The sequence below is a fragment of the Brachybacterium sp. 107 genome (assembly GCF_052379725.1).
In the GTDB taxonomy this organism is placed as follows: domain Bacteria; phylum Actinomycetota; class Actinomycetes; order Actinomycetales; family Dermabacteraceae; genus Brachybacterium.
Genome location: NZ_JBQSYW010000008.1, coordinates 20,119 through 42,374, shown reverse-complemented (window position 1 = coordinate 42,374; position 22,256 = coordinate 20,119). Strand labels below are relative to the sequence as shown.

General features: G+C 69.9%; 19 protein-coding genes. 11 read left to right on the top strand and 8 right to left on the bottom strand.

The window, feature by feature from the left end; translation table 11 throughout:
• Positions 1 to 30: 30 nt before the first annotated feature.
• The 9 genes from ACT3UL_RS10620 to ACT3UL_RS10580 all read left to right on the top strand — a co-directional run bounded on the left by ACT3UL_RS10620 (position 31) and on the right by ACT3UL_RS10580 (position 12,646).
• Positions 31 to 1,758 (top strand): DUF7059 domain-containing protein, encoded by a 1,728-nt coding sequence (locus ACT3UL_RS10620; protein WP_444578201.1) that lies wholly within the window; start codon positions 31 to 33, stop codon positions 1,756 to 1,758.
• The gene (locus ACT3UL_RS10615) at positions 1,755 to 2,825 is read left to right on the top strand and encodes a phosphatase PAP2 family protein (RefSeq protein ID WP_444578200.1); all 1,071 of its coding nucleotides are present in this window, start codon (positions 1,755 to 1,757) and stop codon (positions 2,823 to 2,825) included. Before ACT3UL_RS10620 ends, ACT3UL_RS10615 begins: the two co-directional genes overlap by 4 nt.
• A 103-nt stretch (positions 2,826 to 2,928) precedes the next feature.
• Positions 2,929 to 5,649: a type I DNA topoisomerase gene (gene topA / locus ACT3UL_RS10610; protein ID WP_444578199.1), complete on the top strand. Its 2,721-nt coding sequence runs from the start codon at positions 2,929 to 2,931 to the stop codon at positions 5,647 to 5,649.
• A gap of 411 nt (positions 5,650 to 6,060) precedes the next feature.
• Complete coding sequence (locus ACT3UL_RS10605) at positions 6,061 to 7,407, top strand: ABC transporter substrate-binding protein (protein ID WP_444578198.1); 1,347 nt, start codon at positions 6,061 to 6,063, stop codon at positions 7,405 to 7,407.
• The gene (locus tag ACT3UL_RS10600; RefSeq protein ID WP_444578197.1) at positions 7,395 to 8,567 is read left to right on the top strand and encodes a carbohydrate ABC transporter permease; all 1,173 of its coding nucleotides are present in this window, start codon (positions 7,395 to 7,397) and stop codon (positions 8,565 to 8,567) included. Before ACT3UL_RS10605 ends, ACT3UL_RS10600 begins: the two co-directional genes overlap by 13 nt.
• Complete coding sequence (locus ACT3UL_RS10595) at positions 8,564 to 9,418, top strand: carbohydrate ABC transporter permease (protein ID WP_444578196.1); 855 nt, start codon at positions 8,564 to 8,566, stop codon at positions 9,416 to 9,418. Before ACT3UL_RS10600 ends, ACT3UL_RS10595 begins: the two co-directional genes overlap by 4 nt.
• 194 nt (positions 9,419 to 9,612) lie before the next feature.
• A complete protein-coding gene (locus ACT3UL_RS10590) occupies positions 9,613 to 10,689 on the top strand; it encodes a Gfo/Idh/MocA family protein (RefSeq protein WP_444578195.1) in 1,077 nt (358 codons plus the stop codon).
• 11 nt (positions 10,690 to 10,700) lie between these two features.
• On the top strand, positions 10,701 to 11,417 hold the full coding sequence (tmk, locus tag ACT3UL_RS10585) for a dTMP kinase (protein ID WP_444578301.1): 717 nt from the start codon (positions 10,701 to 10,703) through the stop codon (positions 11,415 to 11,417).
• Positions 11,414 to 12,646 (top strand): DNA polymerase III subunit delta', encoded by a 1,233-nt coding sequence (locus tag ACT3UL_RS10580; RefSeq protein WP_444578194.1) that lies wholly within the window; start codon positions 11,414 to 11,416, stop codon positions 12,644 to 12,646. Before tmk ends, ACT3UL_RS10580 begins: the two co-directional genes overlap by 4 nt.
• A 266-nt stretch (positions 12,647 to 12,912) precedes the next feature.
• On the opposite strand, the gene ACT3UL_RS10575 is transcribed toward ACT3UL_RS10580, so the two are convergent.
• The 4 genes from ACT3UL_RS10575 to ACT3UL_RS10560 form a co-directional block, all read right to left on the bottom strand.
• Positions 12,913 to 14,094 carry a DUF3027 domain-containing protein gene (locus ACT3UL_RS10575; RefSeq protein WP_444578193.1) on the bottom strand — a complete coding sequence of 394 codons (1,182 nt, stop codon included), beginning with the start codon at positions 14,092 to 14,094 and terminating at the stop codon, positions 12,913 to 12,915.
• Between the two features lie 4 nt (positions 14,095 to 14,098).
• On the bottom strand, positions 14,099 to 14,485 hold the full coding sequence (locus tag ACT3UL_RS10570; RefSeq protein WP_193118235.1) for a cold-shock protein: 387 nt from the start codon (positions 14,483 to 14,485) through the stop codon (positions 14,099 to 14,101).
• A 271-nt stretch (positions 14,486 to 14,756) separates the two neighbouring features.
• Entirely contained in the window at positions 14,757 to 15,455 is a 699-nt protein-coding gene (locus tag ACT3UL_RS10565) for an NUDIX hydrolase (protein ID WP_444578192.1), read from the bottom strand.
• On the bottom strand, positions 15,452 to 16,162 hold the full coding sequence (locus tag ACT3UL_RS10560; protein ID WP_444578191.1) for an endonuclease III domain-containing protein: 711 nt from the start codon (positions 16,160 to 16,162) through the stop codon (positions 15,452 to 15,454). The genes ACT3UL_RS10565 and ACT3UL_RS10560 overlap by 4 nt, the downstream gene beginning before the upstream one ends.
• A gap of 156 nt (positions 16,163 to 16,318) precedes the next feature.
• Here ACT3UL_RS10560 and ACT3UL_RS10555 point away from each other — a divergent pair, with 156 nt between their 5' ends.
• Positions 16,319 to 16,996: a Crp/Fnr family transcriptional regulator gene (locus ACT3UL_RS10555; protein ID WP_076808401.1), complete on the top strand. Its 678-nt coding sequence runs from the start codon at positions 16,319 to 16,321 to the stop codon at positions 16,994 to 16,996.
• Positions 16,997 to 17,224: 228 nt separating this feature from the next.
• Here the strand turns inward: ACT3UL_RS10555 and ACT3UL_RS10550 are convergent, their stop codons facing one another.
• From ACT3UL_RS10550 to ACT3UL_RS10535, 4 genes are all read right to left on the bottom strand, one after another.
• Positions 17,225 to 18,046, bottom strand: a complete 822-nt coding sequence (locus ACT3UL_RS10550; protein ID WP_444578190.1) for an MBL fold metallo-hydrolase — start codon at positions 18,044 to 18,046, stop codon at positions 17,225 to 17,227.
• Positions 18,047 to 18,062: 16 nt separating this feature from the next.
• Positions 18,063 to 18,581: a RidA family protein gene (locus tag ACT3UL_RS10545; RefSeq protein WP_444578189.1), complete on the bottom strand. Its 519-nt coding sequence runs from the start codon at positions 18,579 to 18,581 to the stop codon at positions 18,063 to 18,065.
• Between the two features lie 4 nt (positions 18,582 to 18,585).
• Positions 18,586 to 18,756 (bottom strand): DUF4177 domain-containing protein, encoded by a 171-nt coding sequence (locus ACT3UL_RS10540; protein WP_444578188.1) that lies wholly within the window; start codon positions 18,754 to 18,756, stop codon positions 18,586 to 18,588.
• 177 nt (positions 18,757 to 18,933) lie between these two features.
• On the bottom strand, positions 18,934 to 19,236 hold the full coding sequence (locus ACT3UL_RS10535) for a WhiB family transcriptional regulator (RefSeq protein ID WP_193118240.1): 303 nt from the start codon (positions 19,234 to 19,236) through the stop codon (positions 18,934 to 18,936).
• 620 nt (positions 19,237 to 19,856) lie between these two features.
• Here ACT3UL_RS10535 and ACT3UL_RS10530 point away from each other — a divergent pair.
• Positions 19,857 to 22,256 carry a penicillin-binding protein gene (locus tag ACT3UL_RS10530; RefSeq protein ID WP_444578187.1) on the top strand — a complete coding sequence of 800 codons (2,400 nt, stop codon included), beginning with the start codon at positions 19,857 to 19,859 and terminating at the stop codon, positions 22,254 to 22,256.

Here is a 22,256-nt window from a genome sequence, read left to right as displayed (position 1 = left end):
GGGGCAGGCGGCTGGGGCACAATCGTAGCCATGTCCACCGACATCTCCAGCGCACCCCCGCAGGTGCTGCCCGACCAGGTCGCCGCCCTGCGCGCCGACCTCCGTGCGGCCCGCTACACGGTCGAGGCCACCGAGTCCCTCCTGGGCCCCGTCGCGCTCGCCGCGCTGCGGCGCGAGAACCCGATCCCCGCGCGGCGTGCGCTCGCCCCGCAGTCGGATCCGGCGTCGGCGGATTCGGCGCACTCGGATCCGGCGCTCTCGGATCCGGCCGCCGTGCTGTTCCGTCTGTTCGTCCTCGGAGACACCCTCCCGTACTCCCTCGTGCACGCCGTCCTGCCCACCCTCGGGGCGGACGGTGCGCTGCAGCTGGAGCTCGTCGGCCCTGCGGCGCCCCCCGCGCATCGGGGCGAGGGCGATCACGAGGCCGTCGACCCCGACCGCCCGCTGCGCGCTCTGCTCGATCTCGCGCCGTACTCCGCGAGCGACGATGCCGGCGAGATCTCCTGGTGGATCGCCTCGGACCTCTCCGAGCTCGCGACCGGCCGCGCGCTGGGGCCGGAGCACGTGCTGGGGGTCGGCGGCGCCTCGCTGACTCTCGCACGGATCACCTCGCGTGCCCCGGTGGGCCGCGTGCTGGACCTCGGCTGCGGCGGCGGCATCCAGGCGCTGCACGCCTCGCGTCACGCCGAGCATGTGGTCGCGACCGACCTCTCCGAGCGCGCGCTCGCCTTCGCCGCCTTCAACGCGGCCCTCAACGAGGTGGACCTCGAGCTGCGCCAGGGCTCCCTGCTGGATCCCGTGGCGGACGAGACCTTCGACCTCATCGTCTCCAATCCGCCCTTCGTGATCACCCCGCGGCGCGCAGCGGCAGCGCCGACGGTGCCGCCGGAGCAGCACGAGCACGAGCACGAGCACGAGCACGAGCCAGCAGACCCCGAGACGACCTGGACGTACCGGGACGGGGGACGCGCCGGCGACACCCTGCTCGCCGAGCTGCTCACCGGCCTGCCCGCCCACTTGGCACCGGGCGGCAGCGCCATGATGCTCGGCAACTGGGAGATCCCCCGCGGAGGCGACTGGGACGAGCATCCCCGTGCCTGGCTCGCCGCCGCCTCGGAAGACGGCGTGGACTCGTGGGTCATCCAGCGCGAGCAGGAGGACCCCGCGCAGTACGCGGAGACCTGGGTCCGCGACGGCGGCGTCACCGACCGCGATCCGCGCTGGTCCGACCTCCAGGCGGCCTGGCTCGACGACTTCGCCAGCCGCGACGTCGAGGGCATCGGCTTCGGCTACCTCCTGCTGCGCCGGCCGGCGGGCTCTGATGCCACGGGCTCTGGTGTCCCGGCACCGCGCCCGGGTGCGCTGTGCACCGAGGAGGCCACCGGCACGGGGACCGGGACGCTCGGCGTGCACCTGGCCGAGAGCCTGCGCGCTCTCGATCTGCTCGCCGGGACGGATGACGACGCCCTCGCCGCGAGCCGGCTGGTCCGCGCCGCCGACGTGGTCGAACGCCGTCACCTCACCCCCGGCCAGTGGGATCCGACGCTCATCGAGCTGATCCAGGGCGCAGGCTTCGCCCGCAGCGTCCAGGCCGACCAGGTGCTCGCCGCGACCGTCGGCGCCCTGGACGGGACCCTCACCCTCGGTCAGGTGCTCGCCGCGGTGTGCGCCCTCACCGACGCGGACCCCGACGAGGCGCGCGGGCGGGTGCTCCCCGTCGTGCGCGATCTCGTCCGCACGGGGATGGTCCACCTGTGAAAGCGCCCGATGACCACACCGGGGCCACTCCCCCGGAGCACGACGCCATGGCCCCTCCCCCGGAGCCGGGTGCCCGCACGCGGCGCCGCCGCACCGGGGCGCTCGCCCGCCCGCTGCTGGCTCTGCTGTGCGCCGCGATCGGCACCGGCCTGGCCGTGCTCCTGGCCCGGACCTCGGTGGGCACCACGCGCGGGCAGCGCCTGGACCAGCTGATCCTCTCCGGTGCGCAGGATCACCAGGGACGCCTGTCCCACTACGCCGAGCTCGCGGTCGGGACGGTGAGCGTGCCGATCATGGCGGGTCTGCTCGCCCTCGCGCTGGTCCTGGTGCTGATCCGTCGTCGGCTCTCCCTGCTCGTCCCGCTGGTGCTCCTGGTGCTCGGCGCGAACATCACCACCCAGGTGGTCAAGCATCTGGTCGTCACCCGCGATGCGCTGGGCCCGGGCATCGACGTCACCCCGAACTCGTTCCCCTCCGGGCACACGACTCTCGCGGCCACCGCGATGATCGCCGTCGTGCTCGCCTCCGGCCGTGCTCGCGCAGTCATCGCACCGCTGGGAGTCGTCTGGACCGCTGCCGCAGGCGTCGGCACCCTGGTGCTGGGCTGGCACCGGTCCAGCGACGTCGTCGGGGCGATCATCATCGTCGCCGCCTGGACCTTCCTGGTCCTCGCGATCGACGGCCTGCACACGCGCCACCGGCTGGCGCGGGATACGGACCGCCCAGGACGGCGGCGACGGCGCGGGGACGCATCCCGAGACGTCCCGGACTCTTTCCCGCAGCCCGCCGCGCGGTCCGCCGCCCTGCTGGATCTGCGCATCGGGGTCGTCGATCGGGTCGTCGCCGTGCTGCTGGGCCTGGCCTCGCTGGTCGGACTGGTCTACGGCGCGATCGCCCTGGCCGGTCTGGGCCTTCCCCTGGATCTCCAGGATACCGCGCAGCAGACCTCCTCCTTCATCGCCACGGCCGCCCTGATCGCCGGTGGCACAGGTTCCTGGATGGCGCTGGTGCTCGTTCTGCGCACGCCGACGTCACACAGGAGCAGCCCCGGCGACCGTGTACCGTGAACAATCGCCGAGCGCAGATGATGCGTCCGGTTGATCCCGGACCACGGCATTCGGCCACGGCGGACGGGCCGCGACGACTCGCGGCGAGGAAGGACATATCAACGTGACTGGCGGACGGCATCTGGTGATCGTCGAGTCCCCTGCGAAGGCGCGGACCATCAGCCGATACCTGGGGGACGACTACATCGTCCAGGCATCGGTGGGGCACATTCGTGACATCCCGGTGCCGCGCGACCTTCCTGCGGAGATGAAGAAGGGCCCGTACGGCAAGTTCGGGGTCGACGTCGATGGCGGGTTCGATCCGTACTACATCGTCAGCCCCGACAAGAAGAAGACCGTCGCGGACCTGAAGAAGGCCCTCAAGGACGCCGACACCCTCTACCTCGCCACGGATGAGGACCGGGAGGGCGAGGCGATCGCCTGGCACCTCCTGGAGACCCTCAAGCCCAAGAAGTCCCTGCCCGTCAAGCGCATGGTCTTCCACGAGATCACGAAGGACGCGATCCTCGCCGCGCTGGAGAACACCCGCGAGATCGACACCCACCTGGTCGATGCGCAGGAGACCCGCCGCATCCTGGACCGCCTGGTCGGCTTCGAGCTCTCGCCCGTGCTGTGGCGCAAGATCAAGCCGTCCCTGTCGGCAGGTCGTGTGCAGTCCGTCGCGACGCGCCTCGTGGTCGAGCGGGAGCGGGAGCGCATGGCGTTCGTCGCTGCCGACTACTGGGACGTGACCGGCACCTTCGGGGCCGAGTCCGAGCAGTTCACCGCGAAGATCGCGACCGTCGACGGCGCCCGTGTCGCCTCCGGCAGCGATTTCGCCGACGACGGCACCCTCAAGCCCAGGGCCGCCTCGGCGACCGTGCTCACCGAGGAGTCCACGCGGACCCTCATCGAGGCGCTGACCGATGCCCCGGCCACGGTCTCCTCGCTCGAGTCCAAGCCGTACACCCGCCGCCCGGCGGCACCGTTCACCACCTCCTCGCTGCAGCAGGAGGCCTCGCGCAAGCTGCGTCTCGGCGCCCGCCAGGCGATGCGGGTCGCGCAGTCGCTGTACGAGAACGGCTACATCACCTATATGCGTACCGACTCGGTGACGCTCTCCGGCGAGGCCATCAAGGCCTCCCGCGCACAGGCCGCAGAGCTCTACGGCTCCCAGTACGTGCCGGACAAGCCGCGCTACTACCAGACCAAGTCGCAGAGCGCCCAGGAGGCGCACGAGGCGATCCGCCCCGCGGGCGACCGCTTCCGCACCCCGGCCGACGTGTCCGGTTCCCTCTCGGGAGACGAGTTCCGTCTCTACGAGCTGATCTGGAAGCGCACCGTCGCCTCGCAGATGGCCGACGCGAAGGGCACCACCTCGACGGTCGAGCTGCAGCTGGAGCAGAAGGACCGCACCGCGACGTTCCGCGCCGCCGGCACCGTGATCACCTTCCGCGGCTTCCTCGCCGCCTACGAGGAGGGTCGCGACGCGAGCCGCTACGGTTCCGACGAGGCCGAGGGCAAGGGCGACAAGCGCCTGCCGCAGATGGAGGAGGGCCAGAAGCTCGACACCCGCGAGCTGACCCCGGACGGCCACTCCACCACGCCTCCCCCGCGGTACACCGAGGCCTCGCTGGTGCGGGCCCTCGAGGAGCGCGGCATCGGCCGCCCCTCGACCTACGCCTCCACCGTCGCCACCGTGCAGGACCGCGGCTATGTGCTGCGCCGCGGCACCGCCCTCGTGCCCAGCTGGGTGGCCTTCGCCGTGGTGCGCCTGCTCGAAGAGCACTTCGGGGCATTCATCGACTACGACTTCACCGCGCAGATGGAGCAGCAGCTGGACCGCATGGCCCAGGGCGAGCTGAGCCGGTCGGAGTACCTCAAGAACTTCTACCACTCCGATGGCACCGACGGCCCGATCGGCCTCAAGCCCATGGTCGACGACCTGGGCGACATCGATGCCCGCGCCATCAACAGCATCGACATCGGTGAGGGCATCACGTTGCGCGTGGGCCGCTACGGCGCCTACGTCGAGCGTGCCGCCCGGGACGAGAACGGCGAGCTCATCGAGGGGGCGGATCCGCAGCGGTCCTCGGTCTCCGACGATGTCGCCCCCGACGAGCTGACCGTCGCGCTCGCCACCGAGATGCTCGAGCGCGCCAAGGACGACGGCAAGGTGCTGGGCACCGATCCCGAGACCGGCCACGAGGTCGTCGCGAAGGACGGCCGGTTCGGCCCGTACGTCACCGAGATCCTGCCCGATCCGGAGGAGACCGGCGGCAAGAAGGTCGCCAAGGCCAAGCAGCCCAAGCCGCGCACGGGCTCGCTGCTGAAGTCCATGGACCTCGCGACCATCACCCTCGAGGACGCCCTGAAGCTGCTGAGCCTCCCCCGGGTGGTCGGCACGACGGAGGACGGCACCGAGGTCACCGCGCAGAACGGCCGCTACGGCCCGTACCTCAAGAAGGGCACGGACTCACGGTCGCTGGAGTCGGAGGAGCAGCTGTTCACCGTCACCATGGAGGAGGCGGAGAAGCTCTACGCGCAGCCCAAGACCCGGGGGCGCGCCGCCGCGAAGCCCCCGCTCAAGGAGCTCGGCACCGATCCCACCAGCGAGAAGCCGATCGTGATCAAGGACGGCCGCTTCGGCGCCTACATCACCGACGGCACCACGAACGTCTCGCTGCGCGCGTCGGAGACCGTCGAGGAGATCACCGAGAAGATCGCCATCGAGAAGCTCGCGGAGAAGCGGGCGAAGGGCCCCGCGAAGAAGCCGGCCGCCAAGCGCAAGGCTCCCGCCAAGAAGAGCACGACGACGAAGAAGAGCACCACCGCGAAGAAGTGAGACCGCTCGGCCGCTGAGCCACGGGGCCCGGACACGGGACCCGAGCACGGGGCCCGAACGGAGGCTTCGGAGCAGGTGCCTGCCGGAACAGGGGCACGGACCATGAGGTCCGTGCCCCTGTTCCTGTCCGTCCTGTCGCTATCCGTCCTGCCACCGCCGATCCTGTCGCCGTCTGCGCCCGACGCCCGGCACCCGGCACCCGGCACCCCACGCCCGACGGCCAGCGCCTGACGTCCCATGACCGGAATGTCAGGAATCATCCCCTTTGTGGTCACAGCCGCTCACCGGGGGTCACGAGGTGGTCACGGGGCTGTCGCGAATCGCCTTCACCGGGTCGCGATGGCCCGATAACCTGCGGAAGCGGCCTACAGTGTGACCAAGAGCTCGTTGTTGACTCACGAAGGAGTGATCATGGATCGACGTCTCAGCCGGCGCACGATCATGACCGGCGCCGCGGCCACCGCGGCACTGGGGATGACCGGATGCCTGCAGAACCCTGACCCCAGCGGCGGCGGAGGTGGTGGCGGCGGCGAGAAGTACAAGCCCGGCGACACCCCCGGTTCCGGGTCGGTGAGCATCCTGGGGGCCTTCGGCGGCCAGGAGCAGGAAGCCTTCATGGCCTCCCTGGAGAAGTTCGAGTCCGACTCGAAGATCACCATCAACTACACGCCGGACAAGGACTTCACCAACACCATCCAGCAGCGTGCCGGTGCCGGCGACGCTCCGGACATCGCCCTGTTCCCCCAGCCGGGCGGCATGTTCGACCTCGCGGGGAAGGGGCTGATCACCCCGATCGACGCGTTCCTGGACTACGACGAGCTGAACTCGACCCTGATCCCCGGCTTCCTGGACTCCGCACGGTTCGAGGGGCGCGTCTACGGTGCCCCGATGCGCATGGCCTGCAAATCGCTGATCTGGTACCCGAAGAAGGCGTACGAGAAGGGGGGCTACTCCGACAAGCCCGCCACCATGCAGGAGCTCACGAAGATCACCGATCAGATCAAGGCCGACGGCATCGCCCCGTGGTCCGACGGATGGGACGACGGCCAGGCGACCGGCTGGGTGGGCACCGACTGGATCGAGGAGTTCATGCTGCGCGTGCACGGTCCCGTCGTCTACGACGACTGGACCAAGCACCGGATCCCCTTCAACGCCAAGGAGGTCGTCGAGGTCTTCGACATCGTGGGCGACCTGCTCAAGGGCAAGGGCAACGTGCTGGGCGGAACGGACGCGATCATCAACACGCCGTTCTCCGAAGCTCCGCTGCCCCTGTTCGACGACCCGCCCAAGGCGATGCTCGTGCGCCAGGGCAACTTCGTCACGGGCTTCTTCCCCGAGGACGTCCAGGCGAACATGGACGAGGAGGTCGGGGTGTACGCGATGCCCACCTGGGAGGGCGGGTTCGACGGCCAGCCGATCCTCGGCGGCGGTGACCTCGCCTCGCTGTTCACCCTCAACGACGACACCGTGAAGGTCATGGAGTTCCTGACCTCCGATGCCTTCGGCGGCGAGTGGGCGAAGGCCGGCGGCTGGCTGAGCCCCCACCGCACCTTCGACCAGTCCCTGTACTCCGACTCGATCACCCAGCAGGTCGCGGAGATCGCCTCGAACGCCCAGGTGTTCCGCTACGACGGTTCGGATCTGATGCCCACGTCCGTCGGCGGCGGATCCTTCTGGACGGGCATGGTCGAGTGGCTGCAGGGCGCGAAGACCTCACAGGAGGTCTGCGACGAGATCGAGTCCGGGTGGCCGAAGTGACCACCGCGACGCCCACCCGACAGGGGCCCGGCGGGTCCTCGCCGATGGAGCTCAACGAGCACACGAGCTCCCCGGCCCGCCCCGTGCGCGTGATCATCGGAGCGGTCGGCATGGCCGTGACGGCCTGGTTCGTGTGCAACGTGTTCCTCGCCTTCGCGTACTACCCGCAGTACTTCGCGAACTCCGGGATCCTCATCGGGGTCCTCGGCCTGGTGGTCGGCATCGGCGGCTCGGTGCTGTTCTTCTACTTCCTGAACCTGTGCATCGAGGGCTTCCCGACGAGGTTCGCCGAGGGACTCATCCCCTATGCGTTCCTGCTGCCGGGATTCAGCCTCATCGGCCTCTTCCTGCTCTACCCGACGGTCCAGACCATCGTCTACTCGTTCGCGAACGACGACTCGACCGGGTGGGTGGGGCTGGACAACTACAAGGCGATCTTCAGCACCGGGCACTTCTGGTCCACCCTGCTGAACAACTTCCTGTGGATCCTCATCGTCCCGGTCCTCAGCGTGGCCTTCGGCCTCGCCGTCGCGGTGCTCGCGGACAAGCTCTCTCCGGTCGGGGAGAACGCCGCGAAGTCGATGATCTTCCTCCCCATGGCGATCAGCTTCGTCGGTGCGGCGACGATCTGGGGGCTGGTGTACGCCTTCAACTCCCCCGGCGAGGCCCAGACGGGCCTGCTCAACGCGATCGTCACCTCGCTCGGCGGTGATCCACAGCCGTGGTACCAGATCGACACCGCGCGCCTGAACTCGCTCGCGCTCATGGTGATCCTGATCTGGCTGCAGACAGGCTTCGCGATGGTCCTGATCAGCTCCGCCATCAAGGGCGTCCCCGAGGACACCATCGAAGCGGGCCGCATGGACGGTGCCGGCGAGATCCGGATCTTCTGGCAGATCGTGTTCCCCCAGGTACGGGCCACGCTGCTCGCCGTGCTGATCACGGTGCTGATCCTGGTGCTGAAGGTCTTCGACCTCATCTACGTCACCACCAACGGTCTGTACAACTCCGATGTGATCGCGAACCTCTTCTTCCGGAAGCTGTTCACCGATCAGCAGGCAGGGCAGGCCTCGGCCATCGTGGTCGTGCTGCTGATCCTGGTGATCCCGATCCTCATCTACCAGGTCAAGAGCTTCAGGGACCAGGAGGCGAACCGATGAGCATGACGATGAAGGACGGACGCAAGCGTTCGATCTTTGCCACCATCGCGATGCCGCTCCTGGCACTGCTGTGGACGATCCCCACGGTCGGGCTGCTCGTGACGAGCTTCCGCTCGCGGGAGGCCGCGGCGTCGACCGGCTGGTGGACGAGTCTATGGGAGGGCGGCTGGACGCTGGACAACTATGCCCAGGTGCTCGGCGACCCCTCGATCTCCGGTTCCCTGATCAACTCCATCGTGGTCGCGGTTCCCGCCACGGTGCTGCCGATCATGTTCGCGGCCTTCGCCGCGTACGCGTTCACGTTCATCAACTTCCCCGCCAAGGACGTGCTGTTCATCGTGATCGTCGCGCTGATGGTGGTCCCGATCCAGGTGGCGTTCCAGCCGATGCTGGACCTGCTGGGCCCGCGGGGTCTCGGGATCAACGGACAGTTCGTGGCGGTGTGGATGCTGCACACCGGCTTCGGCATGCCGCTGGCCGTGTACATCCTGCGCAACTACATGGCCACTCTCCCCAACTCGGTGGTGGAGAGCGCCAAGATCGACGGGGCCTCGCACTTCCAGACGTTCTGGCGTCTGGTCGCTCCGATGTCCTCCCCGGCGATCGCCGCCTTCGCCACCCTGCAGTTCCTGTGGGTGTGGAACGACCTGCTCATCGCCAAGCTGTTCCTGGGCGGCGGGGAGAACAAGACGGTCATCGTGAGCCTGCAGCAGATGCTGGGCACCCAGGGCCAGGGCGCCGAGCTCCTGACCGCCGGTGCCTTCGTCTCCATGGTGATCCCGATGCTCGTCTTCTTCGGGCTCCAGCGGTTCCTGGTGCGCGGCATGACAGCAGGCTCTGTCAAGGGTTGATCGACGTATCGCGAGGTACGAGGGATAGGAGATCAGCCATTCAGGCAGAGGTTGATCGACGTATCGCGAGGTACGAGGGATAGGAGATCAGCCGGAAGTCAAGGGTTGATCGACGGATTGCGCCGACGGCGGACCTTTCTCCACAGCGACCCCGACACCACCGCGGTGTCGGGGTCGCTGGGTAGATTGGACCCATGAGCGAGTCCGACGCATCCCGAGGCAGCGACGCAGCGCCCACCCTGGCCCTCCCTGCCTCCACCGTCCCCGATCCGGCCGCCGCACCTGGCCTGCGCTGGGGCGTGATCTCCCCGGGGCACATCGGCGACCAGTTCACGGCGACGGCGCACCGGGCGACAGCCTCGCGCGTGGTCTCCGTCGTCTCCCGGTCCCGGCAGCGCGCCAAGGACTTCGCCGCGAAGCATGGCATCGAGAGCGCTTTCGACTCCGTCGCAGAGATGCTCGCCGCGGGCGGGCTCGACGCCGTCTACATCGCCTCCCCGCACGCTCAGCATCATGAGCTGGCGCGCCCTGTTCTCGAGGCCGGCATCCCGGTGCTCGTCGAGAAGGCGTTCACGCTGAACGCGGGCCAGGCCCGTGACCTGCTGGACCTCGCGAGTGAGCGCGGTGTGTTCGCCATGGAGGCGATGTGGGCACGGTTCCTGCCGCAGTACGACGTGCTTCGCCAGGTGATCGCCTCCGGCGTTCTCGGCGACGTCATCGAGGTCGCGGCGGACCACGGGCAGACCTTCCCGGCAGATCCGTCCCACCGCATGTTCAACCCCGATCTCGGCGGCGGCGCGCTGCTCGACCTCGGGGTGTACCCGGTCTCCTTCGCACAGATGGTGCTGGGCGACCTCTCCGACCTCGCCGTGCGCGGGGACCTGACGGACACCGCCGTGGACGCCTACTTCGGCGTGCTCGCGACGGGGTCCGAGGGTGGTCGTGCCCGGCTCTCCGCCACCTTGCTCGCCCGCACCCCGACCGAGGGCGTGGTCAGCGGTACCGCCGGATCGGCGCGACTGTCCGGGGCCTTCTTCGCCCCGGGAACCCTCACGGTGTCCCTGCATGATGGGCGGTCCGCGTCCTTCTCCCATCCCGGCGCGCCCGGCGACGGCATGGCGTACGAGATCGCTGAGGGCGCTCGGCGGATCTCCGCCGGGGATCTCGAGTCGCCCCTGATGAGCTGGGCGGATACCCTCAGTGTCATGGACACGATGGACGCCGTACGCGCCGAGCTCGGCGTGGTCTACCCCTCGGAGGCACTCCCGTGAGCATCCTCGAGATGTCCCGTGGCCTGCGCATCCCGTCGCCGCATCCGCCCAAGCGGGGGGTGTTCATCTCCTTCGAGGGCGGTGAGGCCGCCGGCAAGACCACGCAGATGCAGATGCTGTGGGATCACCTGGTCACCCAGCGCTCCGTCGCCGAGGACCTCATCCTCACCACCCGCGAGCCCGGCGGCACCACGCTCGGCGAGAGCATTCGCGAGCTCCTGCTGCACGGCGAGCACGTCGACCCCCGCGCCGAAGCGCTCCTGTACGCCGCCGACCGTGCGCACCACATCGCCACCCTCGTGCGCCCCCATCTGGCGCGCGGCGGCCTGGTGCTCGGCGACCGCTATCTCGATTCGTCGATCGCCTATCAGGGCGCGGGTCGTTCGCTCGAGCCCGACGAGATCGGTTCACTTTCCCTGTGGGCGGCCGACGGGCTCCTGCCCCACCGCACGATCCTGCTGGACGTTCCCACCGATGCCCTCGACGAGCGCCGGCTGTCCGCCGACCACGACCGTCTGGAGAAGGCGGGCCAGGACTTCCATGCCACCGTGCGCCAGGAGTTCCTGGATCTCGCCGCCGCTGATCCCGAGCGCTTCGCCGTCATCGACGGCACCCTTGCGCGCGAAGAGGTCCACGCCCAGGTGCTCGAGGCCGTCAACGAGGTGCTGGGCATCTTCGACCCGACGTTCGAGCCGGCACCGCCCACGAAGCACCGGGACGAGATGTGACCGACCCCAGCACGACCGGGACGGCCGGGAACACTGCGACGACGCTCGCCCCCGGTGCGGGCGGCCCAGCGGCTCCTGAGGGATCCGCGCTCGGGGTGTGGGCCGACGTGGTCGGCCAGGACGCCGCGGTCGCCCAGTTCCGGCGCGCGGCCTCCCCGCAGGGCTCCCTCGCGCAGGCCTGGCTGATCACGGGACCGCCGGGCTCCGGCCGGTCCACGGCGGCGCGCGCCTTCGCGGCGACCCTGCAGTGCGAGACGGGCACCGGCTGCGGGCAGTGCCGCAGCTGCCGCACGGTGCTGGCGAACACCCACCCGGACGTCACGGTGGTCGCGACCGACAAGCTCTCCATCGCGAAGGAGGAGGTGCGCGGGCTGGTGATGACCGCCCAGCGCGCCCCGGCGACGGGACGCTACCGGGTGCTGATCGTCGAGGACGCCGACCGCATGAGCGCGGGCACCTTCAACGTGCTGCTGAAGTCCATCGAGGAGCCTCCCCCGTCGACCGTGTGGATGCTCTGCGCCCCGTCGGCCGAGGATCTCGCGCCCACCATCAAGTCCCGATGCCGCCTGGTGGCCCTCTCGGTGCCGCCCTCCGACGTGGTCGCCGAGCTGCTGCGGCGGCGGGACGGGGTGGACGAGAACCTCGCGATGCGGTCGGCGCGCGCCGCCCAGGGGCACATCGGCCTCGCCCTGCGCTACGCCACCCAGGAGGGTGCGCTCGCCGCGCGTGAGGAGTCCGCGCGAGCGCTGCTGGGGCTGCGCGGGGCGGGTGAGGCCGTGCTCGCGGCCCAGGCGCTCGTGGACCGTGCCACGGCGGAGGCCAAGGCCCATGCCGACACGGTCGCCATCGAGGAGAAGGAGCGTTTCCTGCGCTCCGCCGGCATCGACGACGGCAAGGTCCCGCCCTCGCTGCGCTCTCAGGTGCGCCAGCTCGAGGAGGACGCCAAACGTCGCCAGACCCGCCTCGTGCGCGACGTGCTGGACCGCTACCTGCTCGATGTCCATTCGGTGCTGCGCGACGTGCTCAGCCGTCAGCTCGGCAGCGGCAGCGAGCTGGTGAACATCGAGGTCGCCGACGAGATCGAGCGGTCCGCGGGCGCTGGCTCGGCGAAGACCACGCTCGGGCTGCTCGAGGCCGTGCAGGAGGCCAGGGCGCGCATCAGCGGGAATGTTCCCCCTCTGCTCGCGATCGAGGCGCTGCTCGCCCGCCTGGCGGTCTCACAGCGCTGAGGACTGCTCCTCCCTGAGCTCACCTCGAGCTCGTCTCGAGCTCATCCCGCACGACCGCGGTGCCGCCACCGCCCCAGGCTCTGGACGCATCCCCAGGCCCTGAAGCATCACTGGTCTTGAAGCAGCCTTGGTCCTGACCGCGTCCCAGACCGTGAACCCGAACCAGGCCCTGATCCCGCTCCGGACGTCGACATGTCCCAGACACGCCACTGTGCGCAGTGCTTCCCGTCGCGGAAGCACAGCGCACAGAGGCGTCGAGGGGTGGGTCAGGCTCCGGTCGGAGCCGCGTCGTCGTCCTCGGGGGCAACGGGAGCAGCGTCCGCCGCCGGGACGTCTTCTGCCACCGGAGCGACGTCCACGGAGGGAGCGTCCGCCGCGGTCTGCTGGACCTCGGGCGCCGCGGCCTGCACGTCCTCGGCGGAATCCGCCTCGGGCACCTCTGCAGCCGGCACGTCGGCCACGGGGGCGACGCTCGCCGGAGCGTCCGTCGCAGGTACGTCGGTCGCAGGCACGTCGGTCGCAGGGACCTCCGGCGTGGCCTCACCCGTCGCGGGTCCGACGGTCACGACAGCGTCGACAGGCTTCTCGGCAGCATCCACGGACGCTGCGTCCGGCGCCGCATCCGAGGTCGCCTCCGGTGCTTCGTCGGAGGAGCTCGTCTGGAGCTCGACGTCGAGCTCATCGACCACGACGCCGCTGGCACGCGGGATCTCGCGATCGGCGTCCTCCTGGCCGGTCTCGGAGTGCGACCCGCAGCCGAAGCCCAGGTGCACGACCTTGCCGTCGGCCGGGGACCACTCGTTGGTGCACACGCCGAACTCGCCGCGCAGCGAACCGGAGAGCTTCGAGAGGAACCCGCAGCTGGAGCAGTTCGCCGAGATCGTTCCGCGACGGCCGCGGCCCGAGGTCTCCCGCGGGCCGAAGTCGCCCTCGATCCACCGCTCAGCAGCTTCGGCGCGTCCCTGCGGGGACAGCACGCGCGGGCGGCCCAGACCGAGCTCCCACAGTGCGACGTTGTCGGCGTCGTCATCGCCGGTGGCCTCGTAGCCCTGCTCGAGCCGGGGGTCCTCGTCGCGGTACGGCAGCAGGTCGTCGGTGCCGATGTCCTCGGGCTTCAGACGCTCCGACCAGGGCTCCCACTCGGGAGCCAGGATGGCGTCCTCGCCCGGGAGCAGCGCGGTCTCCGCCACCGTGGCGGCCTTGGCCCGTGCTGCACGGGTGACCACCACGACCCAGGACCATCCGCGATATCCGGGCATCGTGCACTCGAAGACATGCGTGACGATGCGGTCCCCGCTGGCCTCGGCACGCAGGTGCTCGCCGACCTGGCCGGGCTCGGTGACCTCGAGCAGCGCCTCGCGGGCGAGCTCGACGGCGTCAGCCGCCACCGCGTCCAGCCGGGGCCGGACGGTGCGGGGGCGACGGGGGGCGGTGGTCGGCTGGGTCATAGGTTCAGGCCTCGAAATTATCGGCGACGGCGCGGAGCACGGTGGAGATCTTCTGCGAATGCCCGCGATCGGGGTAGCGGCCCTGACGGAGGCCGTTGGATGCATCGTCCAGCAGACGGATGAGGTCCTCGACCATCCCCGCCATCTCGTCGGGCTTGAGCCGGCGCGCACGGCTGACCGAGGGAGCGGGCTCCATCAGCTGCAGCGAGAGCACCTGCGGGCCACGGCGGCCGTCGACCATATCGAACTCGACCCTGGCTCCGGGACGGAGCGCGGTGGCTCCCTCGGGCAGGTTCGAGGCGTGCACGTACACGCTCTGACCATCCTCGTCATCGAGGATGAAGCCGAAACCCTTCTCGGCGTCGTAGAACTTCACCTTGCCGCGTGGCACGTGGATCCCATTCCTTGTCTGCTGATGTCGGTCTGCTGGTTCAGGTGCCCGGGCGATCACGGACCCGATGGGGATCCGACGGAATCCGTCCGTTCCCCGGGCGTGCCGGAGACCGTCCGGCAACGATCCAGTCTAGCGTGCGCAGCTCGGCCCGGGGCGAGCACGTTTCCCGGGCACGTGACCGTGGCCACGGGCGGGGCCTCCTGGTGAGCGCTCGGCCCTCAACCACTCGACCCATCGACCCCGCGACCCGTCTATCGCGAGTGCGCGTTCAGCGCCGCCGCTCGGGCGGGATGTCGCGGGTCGCGGAATCCGGCGGCACCGGGTCCAGGCCGAGACCCACCAGCATCTGCTCGAGGATCATCGCGGTGAACCCCCACACGAAGGCGTCCCCGGGCAGATCGAACACGGGGCCGACGCCCTGGCCGTGCAGCAGTCCGCGCCACCTGTGGGCAGGGTCGGCGAGAGACCCTGCCCCCGTCAGGGGCGCCCACACCACGCGCTCGACCTCGACCGGGTCCTGCACCCCGAGCTCGGGGAGCGTCGGGGACCAACCCAGGACGGGCGTGACCCGCTGAGCGCGCCACGGCATCGGGATCGGGGCGAACGCGCCGAGCACCTCGACGTCCCGAGGGGCCAGCCCCGTCTCCTCCTGCGCCTCGCGCAGGGCCGTGTGCACGTCGTCCAGGTCGCCGGGATCGGCGCCGCCTCCGGGGAGGGAGAACTGGCCGGGCTGGGAGCGCAGGGCATGACCCCGCTCCTCGAGCGCCACGTGCGCGTCCTCCAGTCCGGTGCCGGCGATGAGGATCAGCACGGCGCTGCGACGCACCGGCACGCCGTCGGTCGGCGGATCCCGAGGGTCGGCGTCGCGCCGCACGAGCACCTCGCCGCGACGAGCCCGAGCGGCGAGCGGGAGGAGGAAGTCCGGCAGGTCGACGGACTCTCCAGTTCCGGCGAACGGCACGGTCATGCGACACCCTCCTGCCGGGCCAGGCCGACCTGCGGGCACACGTCCACGAGCACGCAGCTCCCGCAGTGCGGTGCCCGAGCCGTGCAGACGCGCCGTCCGTGCAGGATGAGCCGCAGGCCGAGGATCGTGAGGTCCTCGTCGGGGCTCCCGGTGCCATCGGCCGCGACCTGGGCGACGACGTCGTCCTCGATCTTCCGCGGGTCCGTCTGCTCGGTCCAGCCCAGCCGGCGCGACAGCCGCCCCACATGCGTATCGACGGCGAGCAGGGAGTGCCCGAACCACGCGCCGCGCAGCACATGCGCGGTCTTGCGGCCCACCCCGGGCAGCGCTTCGAGGGCGGCCTGGGAATCGGGCACCTCGCCGTCGTGCGCGGTGACCAGGCCCTGTGCGAGGCCGATGATCCGACGCGCCCGGGTGCCGCCCATGCCCAGCGTCCGCACGATCTCCGTCACGTCGGCCTCCGCCGCTCCGGCGAGCGCCTCCGGATCGGGCCAGGAGGCGAAGAGGGCGGGGGTCACCTGGTTGACGCGCACATCGGTCGTCTGGGCGGACAGCACCGTCGCGACCAGCAGTTCGAAGGCGTCGGAATGGTCGAGCTCGGTGCGTGCGTCGAGATGGAGATCGCGCAGCCGCGAAGCGACGATGCCGGCGTCGGCCGGTCCGACCGGGCGGTTCGCGACGCCCTGTCGGGCGCTGCTCTGCACCATGCGAAATGCTCCTCATCCAGCGTGTGACACATAACAGGGGCTTCGGCGCGATAGTGTTTGGTCATCATGTGACAGCCACCACCGAAGTTCGTGGCATCGGTCACAGGGAAGCACAGTACGGTCCCGGCAGTCGGGGCCCCACCATCAGGAGGTTCCGTGGACGAGAACATCGTACGGTCATCGCCACTGTTCGCTGCACTCGACGAGGACGGCAAGCAGGCCGTCCTGGCGTCGATGAAGCAGGAGGACTATCACCGCAGCGCGATCATCTTCCGTGAGGGCGATCCCGGCGATCGGCTCTTCATCATCGGCTCGGGCAAGGTCAAGGTCGGTCACGCCTCCGGCGACGGCCGCGAGAACCTGCTCGCGGTCCTCGGCCCGGGCGAGACTCTCGGTGAGCTGTCGCTCTTCGATCCCGCCCCCCGCAACGCGACCGCGACCGTGGTCGCCGAGTCGACGCTCTACTCGCTGTCGCAGCAGGATCTGTACCGGGTCCTGGCCCAGCGTCCCGAGGTCGGCCGCCACCTGCTCGCCTCGCTCGCGCGGCGCCTGCGCAAGACGAATGAATCGCTCGCCGACCTCGTCTTCGCCGACGTCCCCGGCCGCGTGGCCAAGAACGTCCTCGATCTCGCGCAGCGCTTCGGTCGCCAGACCGACGACGGTGTGATGGTCGCCCACGGCCTCACCCAGGAGGAGCTCGCACAGCTCGTCGGCGCCTCCCGCGAGACGGTCAACAAGGCCCTCGCGGACTTCGCCTCGCGCGGCTGGATCCGCCTCGAGGCCCGCGCCGTCCTCATCTCCGACGTCGAGCGACTGCGCCGCCGCGCCCGCTGATCCTCGATGCCGGGCTGCGGCCTTCCCAGGGCTGCCGGGGCCCGGCACCCATCGGGCGCTCATGCCCCGACACGCACGTCGAATCCCCCGTTCCGCACCGTGGAGGTGACGAAACGGGGGATTCGACGTTCCCGGGGCGCTGTCGCCGCCCGCCTGGGTGCGCCGCCGTGGGGGCCAAGCCGCATGCCAGGAGAAGCCTCGCGCGGTCTCCGCGTCGGTGGTCCCGGCTCAGCCCACCTCGGCGAGGTACTCGAGCGTCGCCCGGAGGTTCCAGCGGGCCGCCTTCTGCAGGGGTTCGGGGAGATCCGGCCCGTAGACCGAGCGCAGCAGGCGCTCCAGCGTGAGAACTCCTGCGGTGCGAGCACGACGCACCTGGTCGATCCGTTCATGACGGTGCGCGAGCGCGATCTCGATCGCCTCGAGCGCGGCGAGCGGGTCCTCGTAGGCCGGACCGTGCCCGGGGTGGATCGAGCCGATCCTCCCGTCGAGCGCCATCACCCGCAGGATCGAGAGCGACTGCAGGTACTCGGCCAGGTTCCCCCCGTCGTCCGGCACGATCACGGTCGAGGAGCCTCCCAGCAGCGTGTCACCGCTGAGCAGGCGCCCGCCATCGACGAGCACGGCGACGGAGTCGTCCGTGTGGCCGGGGAGGTGGATGACGTGCCCGACGGTCCCCTGGTCGCCCTCGAGGGTGGATGGCAGGGGGCGGGACCCGGGCAGCGAGGTCTGGTCCGCGGCCCACAGGGGCACATCGCGCCCGCTGCGCGCCGCCAGCTGACGAGTCAGCGTCGCGGCGCCGGCGGTGTGGTCGAGGTGACGATGGGTCACCAGGACCCCCATCGGTCGTGCCTGCTCCCCGCAGGCCACCAGCAGGTCCGCGAGGTGCTCCGGGTCCTTGGGACCAGGATCGACCACCCAGACCTGGTCCTGGTCGCGCAGGAGGTAGCTGACGGTCCCGGTGAGCGTCATCGGGCCGGGGTTCTCGGCCCGGATCGCGATCAGCTCGACGGCACCGCCCTCCGGATCCCGCTGCGGCAGGTCATCGGACATGTCGCCCACCGCGCTCTCAGACCGCGGAGGCGGAGTCGGGCGCGGCAGGACCGTCCAGCTCCACCAGCAGATCCAGCTCGACGGGCGAATCCAACGGAAGCACGGCCACGCCGACGGCGCTGCGCGCGTGGCGACCGGCGTCCGCGAAGACCTCGCCGAGCAGCTCGCTGGCACCGTTGATCACCGCAGGCTGCGCCGTGAACGACGGATCGGAGGAGACATAGCCGGTGAGCTTCACGATCCGCACCACGCGGCCGAGATCACCGATGAGGTCCTCGATCGCGGCGAGAGCGTTGAGGCAGCAGACCGCAGCGAGCTCGGCGGCCCGCTCGGCGGAGACCTCCGCCCCGACCTTGCCGGTCGCGGGGAGTGCGCCGTCAACGAAGGGCAGCTGCCCGGAGGTGTGGACCTGGTTCCCGCTCGCGACGGCCGGGACGTAGGCGGCGACGGGAGCCGCGACGGCGGGCAGGCTCAGGCCCAGCTCGTCGAGCCGTGCTCGGACCCGGGTCCCGGGCCCCTGTGCTGGGGTGCTCATCGGTTCAGCCCTCGGAGAGAGGACGCTTGAGATAGGCGACGAGATTCTCGGGATTGGGTCCGGGGACGACCTGGACCAGCTCCCACCCCTCCTCGCCGTAGTTGTCGAGGATCTGCTTGGTCGCGTGGATCAGCAGCGGAACGGTCAGGTACTCCCAGCGGGTGATGGTGCTCATGGGGCGAGCCTACCGGCCGGAGCCGACGGTGGAGCGGCCGGGGCGCACGCCCCGTCCAGAACCGTCGGCCGCGTCCCGAGCCACCGACAGCGTCCCGAGCCGCAGGCCCCGTCCGGAACCGTCAGACACCCGGCGGGTCGTCGGCCGCCCGACGTGCTCCCGAACGCCCGGGACCCTTCAACTGCCCACGGCCTCCTGCGTCGCGCGGCGCAGCACGGAGGACCAGTCGCTGACATCCGGGTTCCGGCGCAGCAGCCGACGGCGCTCTCGCTCCGTCATCCCGCCCCACACCCCGAAGTCCACGCGGTTGTCCAAGGCATCGGCGAGGCATTCTGTCCTCACCGGGCATGCTCCGCACGCCGTCTTCACTGCATGTTGCTCCGCGCCCTGTACGAAGAAGCCGTCCGGATCCATGGTCACGCACGCTCCGCGTGTCGCCCAGCTCGAATCCTCAGTGATGGGAATGGCCCCGATCGTCATGTGCAACCTCTTTCGGAATCCTCGTTGACCCGTTTTCTTCGACCACTGTATGGAGACGCACGCCACAGTGCAAAATTTGAGGCCATCACGTGACCTCCGCGTGATAATCGCGCCCTGACTCCCGACCCCTCATCGGCCCCTCCGCCAGCGCCTGGGTCGGCTGCTCTGTCAGCTTCCGAGTCGGACCCCGAGTCGACCCCTGCGCCGGCCCTCAGCCCGCCTTTGGTCACCGAATCCACCGATTCGTCCCGCCAGCGGGACGTTCTCGTGGAATGGACCGGCGTGTCGCGCCAGCTGTCCAGCTCCTCGCCCTCGCTTTCGCCCTCGCCCTCGCCTCTCAGCGCCCGCCCCCGACGCCCAGCTCCCGGGCCGCCCTCGGCCACCCTCGGCCGCCCTCGGCCACCCTCGGTCACCCTCGGTCACCGAATCCACTGATCCGTCCCGCCAGCGGGACGTTCTCGTGGATTGGACCGGCGTGTCACGGCCGGCCGTCCCACGGCACCGCTGCCGCGCGATCTCGCCTTCCTCGCACATCTCGGACCTGCATCAGGTTGGTGAAGATTTCTCGCCCACGGGCATGCCTCGTGGCCCTGCGGGTGTCCTCGCCGTACTGTTGGAGCATGGCCCGTACTCCGTCCAGCTCCGGTTCCGGACGCTCCCTCCCCGTCGCTCTGGCACAGACCCTCTACCTGCTGCTGGGGATGCTCGCCGTCTCCGCTCTGGCCGGGGTGCTCCTGGCCGCGTTCTTCCTGCCGGCGGTCTCCGCCTCCTCGAAGGTCGCCGAGGACGGCGTCGCTCTGTTCGAGTCGTATCCGACGGAGCTCGAGGTCGAGCCGTTGAACGAGGCGAGCCGCATCGAGGCTTCGGACGGCTCGCTGCTGGCGACGTTCTACACCGAGAACCGCATCATGGTGCCGCTCGAGGAGATCTCCCCGTACATGCAGCACGCGGTGATCGCGGTCGAGGACCGCCGCTTCTACGAGCACGGCGGCGTGGACGCCAAGGGCATGATCCGCGCCTTCGCCTCGAACGCGAGCGGCAGCGCCACCCAGGGCGGCTCGACGCTCACCCAGCAGTACGTGAAGAACGCCCTGCTCATGGATGCCGTCCAGAAGGGTGACCAGGAGGGGATCGACGAGGCCACGGCGCAGACGTACAGCCGCAAGGCGAAAGAGGCGAAGCTCGCGATCTCGCTGGAGAAGCGGTGGAGCAAGGACGAGATCCTCAACGCCTACCTCAACGTCGCCCAGTTCGGCCCCTCGCAGTACGGCGTGGAGACCGGTGCGCGGCACTACTTCTCGAAGAACGCGAAGGACCTCAACCCCGGTGAGGCGGCGCTCCTGGCCGGCATCACCAACGGCCCGAACCAGTACGACCCCGTCAGCCACCCGGAAGCCGGCGAGAAGCGCCGCAACGAGGTGCTCGCCGATATGAAGCGCGAGGGGTACGTCACCGACGAGGAGTTCGACAAGTACACCGCCCAGCCGGTCGAGGACATGCTCAAGATCCAGAACCTGCGGGCCGGTTGCGCCGACGCCGGCGACGGCGGCTTCTTCTGCGACTACGTCACCCGTTCGCTGCTGAACGATCCCGAGTTCGCCCCGAGCTACGAGGAGCGTCGCAAGCTGCTCTACGGCGGCGGGCTCACGATCAAGACCACCCTGGATCCGAAGAAGCAGGCCACGGCCACGGACATCCTCCAGCGCAAGGTTCCGGGCGACTCCTCCAACGGGTTCGGGCTCTCGATCGTCACCGTCGAGCCGGGCACCGGCAAGATCCTCACCATGGCGGAGAACCGCGAGTTCAACCCCTACCAGGACGCCAAGCCCGGTGAGACCGCGATCAACTACAACGTGCCGCAGGCCCTCGGCGGGTCGAACGGGTTCCCCGTCGGATCGACGTTCAAGCCCTTCGTGCTCCAGGAATGGCTCAAGAGCGGGCGCGGCATCGACGACAAGGTCAGCACCAAGCGGGAGACCATGCCGAGCTTCCCGGCGCACTGCCTGGGCGGCGGAGCCTGGCGGGAGCGGCCGGGATACAACCCCGACAACGCCGTCTCCGTGAGCATCGCCCCGATGGAGACCGTCCTGAACGGCACCAAGTTCTCCATCAACACCGCCTACGCGAACATGGCCCGCCAGATCGATCTGTGCGACATCGCCGACGGGGCGCGCGACATCGGCGTCATCCCGGGCAAGTACAACCCGTACGACAGCACCACCTGGGACATGGACATCGCCGACATGTACGGCCAGACCCTGGCCCCCTCCGCAGTGGTCCTCGGCCAGCTCCAGGTCTCCGCCCTCGACATGGCGGGCGCCTACGCGACCTGGGCCGCCGGCGGCACCTATTGCAAGCCGCAGTCCATCACCGAGGTGACGGACCGCAACGGCGAGGCGATGGGGATCTCCGGCGCCGAGTGCCATCAGGTCGTCGACAAGAAGGTCGCGGACACCATCGCCTGGACCCTCGAGCAGGACCTCGAGGACCCCAAGGCCACCGGCAAGGGGAAGATCATCGAGGGCCACCCCGCGGGCGGCAAGACGGGCACCTCGAACAAGCAGTACCACACGTGGTACGTCGGCTTCACCCGTCAGATGTCGACCGCCGTGTGGTTCGGCCACCCCCAGGGCGACAAGCGTCCCGGCGGCTTCGCCATCGACGGCACCATGCTCACCAGCGGTCATGTCTGGGGCAACACCGTCTCCCTGCCCACCTGGCAGGAGTACATGACGAAGGTGCACGAGGGCCTGCCGAGCAAGCCGTTCCCCGCCGCGCCGGCATCCACCAAGACCGAAGCGAACGGAGCGGTGGAGAAGGGCAAGGTGCCCAACGTCTCCGGCAAGTACCTCTCCGAGGCCAAGTCCGCGATCGAAGCCGCCGGCTACGTCCCGGAGGTGCGCAACGAGTCCTCCGACTCGGTCGGCAAGTGGTACGTGATCGGCACGGATCCGGCCGCCGGCAGCTCGCTGCCCGAGGGTGAGACCGTGGTCATCCGTCAGTCCACCGGAAAGGGCTGA

Bases quoted from the DNA above. Each gene is read 5' to 3' on its own strand.
- ACT3UL_RS10595 (WP_444578196.1), top strand. From the start codon at position 8,564: ATGAGCATGACGATGAAGGACGGACGCAAGCGTTCGATCTTTGCCACC.
- ACT3UL_RS10560 (WP_444578191.1), bottom strand. From the start codon at position 16,162: ATGGTGCAGAGCAGCGCCCGACAGGGCGTCGCGAACCGCCCGGTCGGA.
- ACT3UL_RS10535 (WP_193118240.1), bottom strand. From the start codon at position 19,236: ATGACGATCGGGGCCATTCCCATCACTGAGGATTCGAGCTGGGCGACA.
- ACT3UL_RS10550 (WP_444578190.1), bottom strand. From the start codon at position 18,046: ATGTCCGATGACCTGCCGCAGCGGGATCCGGAGGGCGGTGCCGTCGAG.
- ACT3UL_RS10565 (WP_444578192.1), bottom strand. From the start codon at position 15,455: ATGACCGTGCCGTTCGCCGGAACTGGAGAGTCCGTCGACCTGCCGGAC.
- ACT3UL_RS10620 (WP_444578201.1), top strand. From the start codon at position 31: ATGTCCACCGACATCTCCAGCGCACCCCCGCAGGTGCTGCCCGACCAG.
- ACT3UL_RS10605 (WP_444578198.1), top strand. From the start codon at position 6,061: ATGGATCGACGTCTCAGCCGGCGCACGATCATGACCGGCGCCGCGGCC.
- ACT3UL_RS10545 (WP_444578189.1), bottom strand. From the start codon at position 18,581: ATGAGCACCCCAGCACAGGGGCCCGGGACCCGGGTCCGAGCACGGCTC.
- ACT3UL_RS10575 (WP_444578193.1), bottom strand. From the start codon at position 14,094: ATGACCCAGCCGACCACCGCCCCCCGTCGCCCCCGCACCGTCCGGCCC.
- ACT3UL_RS10530 (WP_444578187.1), top strand. From the start codon at position 19,857: ATGGCCCGTACTCCGTCCAGCTCCGGTTCCGGACGCTCCCTCCCCGTC.
- ACT3UL_RS10590 (WP_444578195.1), top strand. From the start codon at position 9,613: ATGAGCGAGTCCGACGCATCCCGAGGCAGCGACGCAGCGCCCACCCTG.
- ACT3UL_RS10540 (WP_444578188.1), bottom strand. From the start codon at position 18,756: ATGAGCACCATCACCCGCTGGGAGTACCTGACCGTTCCGCTGCTGATC.
- tmk (WP_444578301.1), top strand. From the start codon at position 10,701: ATGTCCCGTGGCCTGCGCATCCCGTCGCCGCATCCGCCCAAGCGGGGG.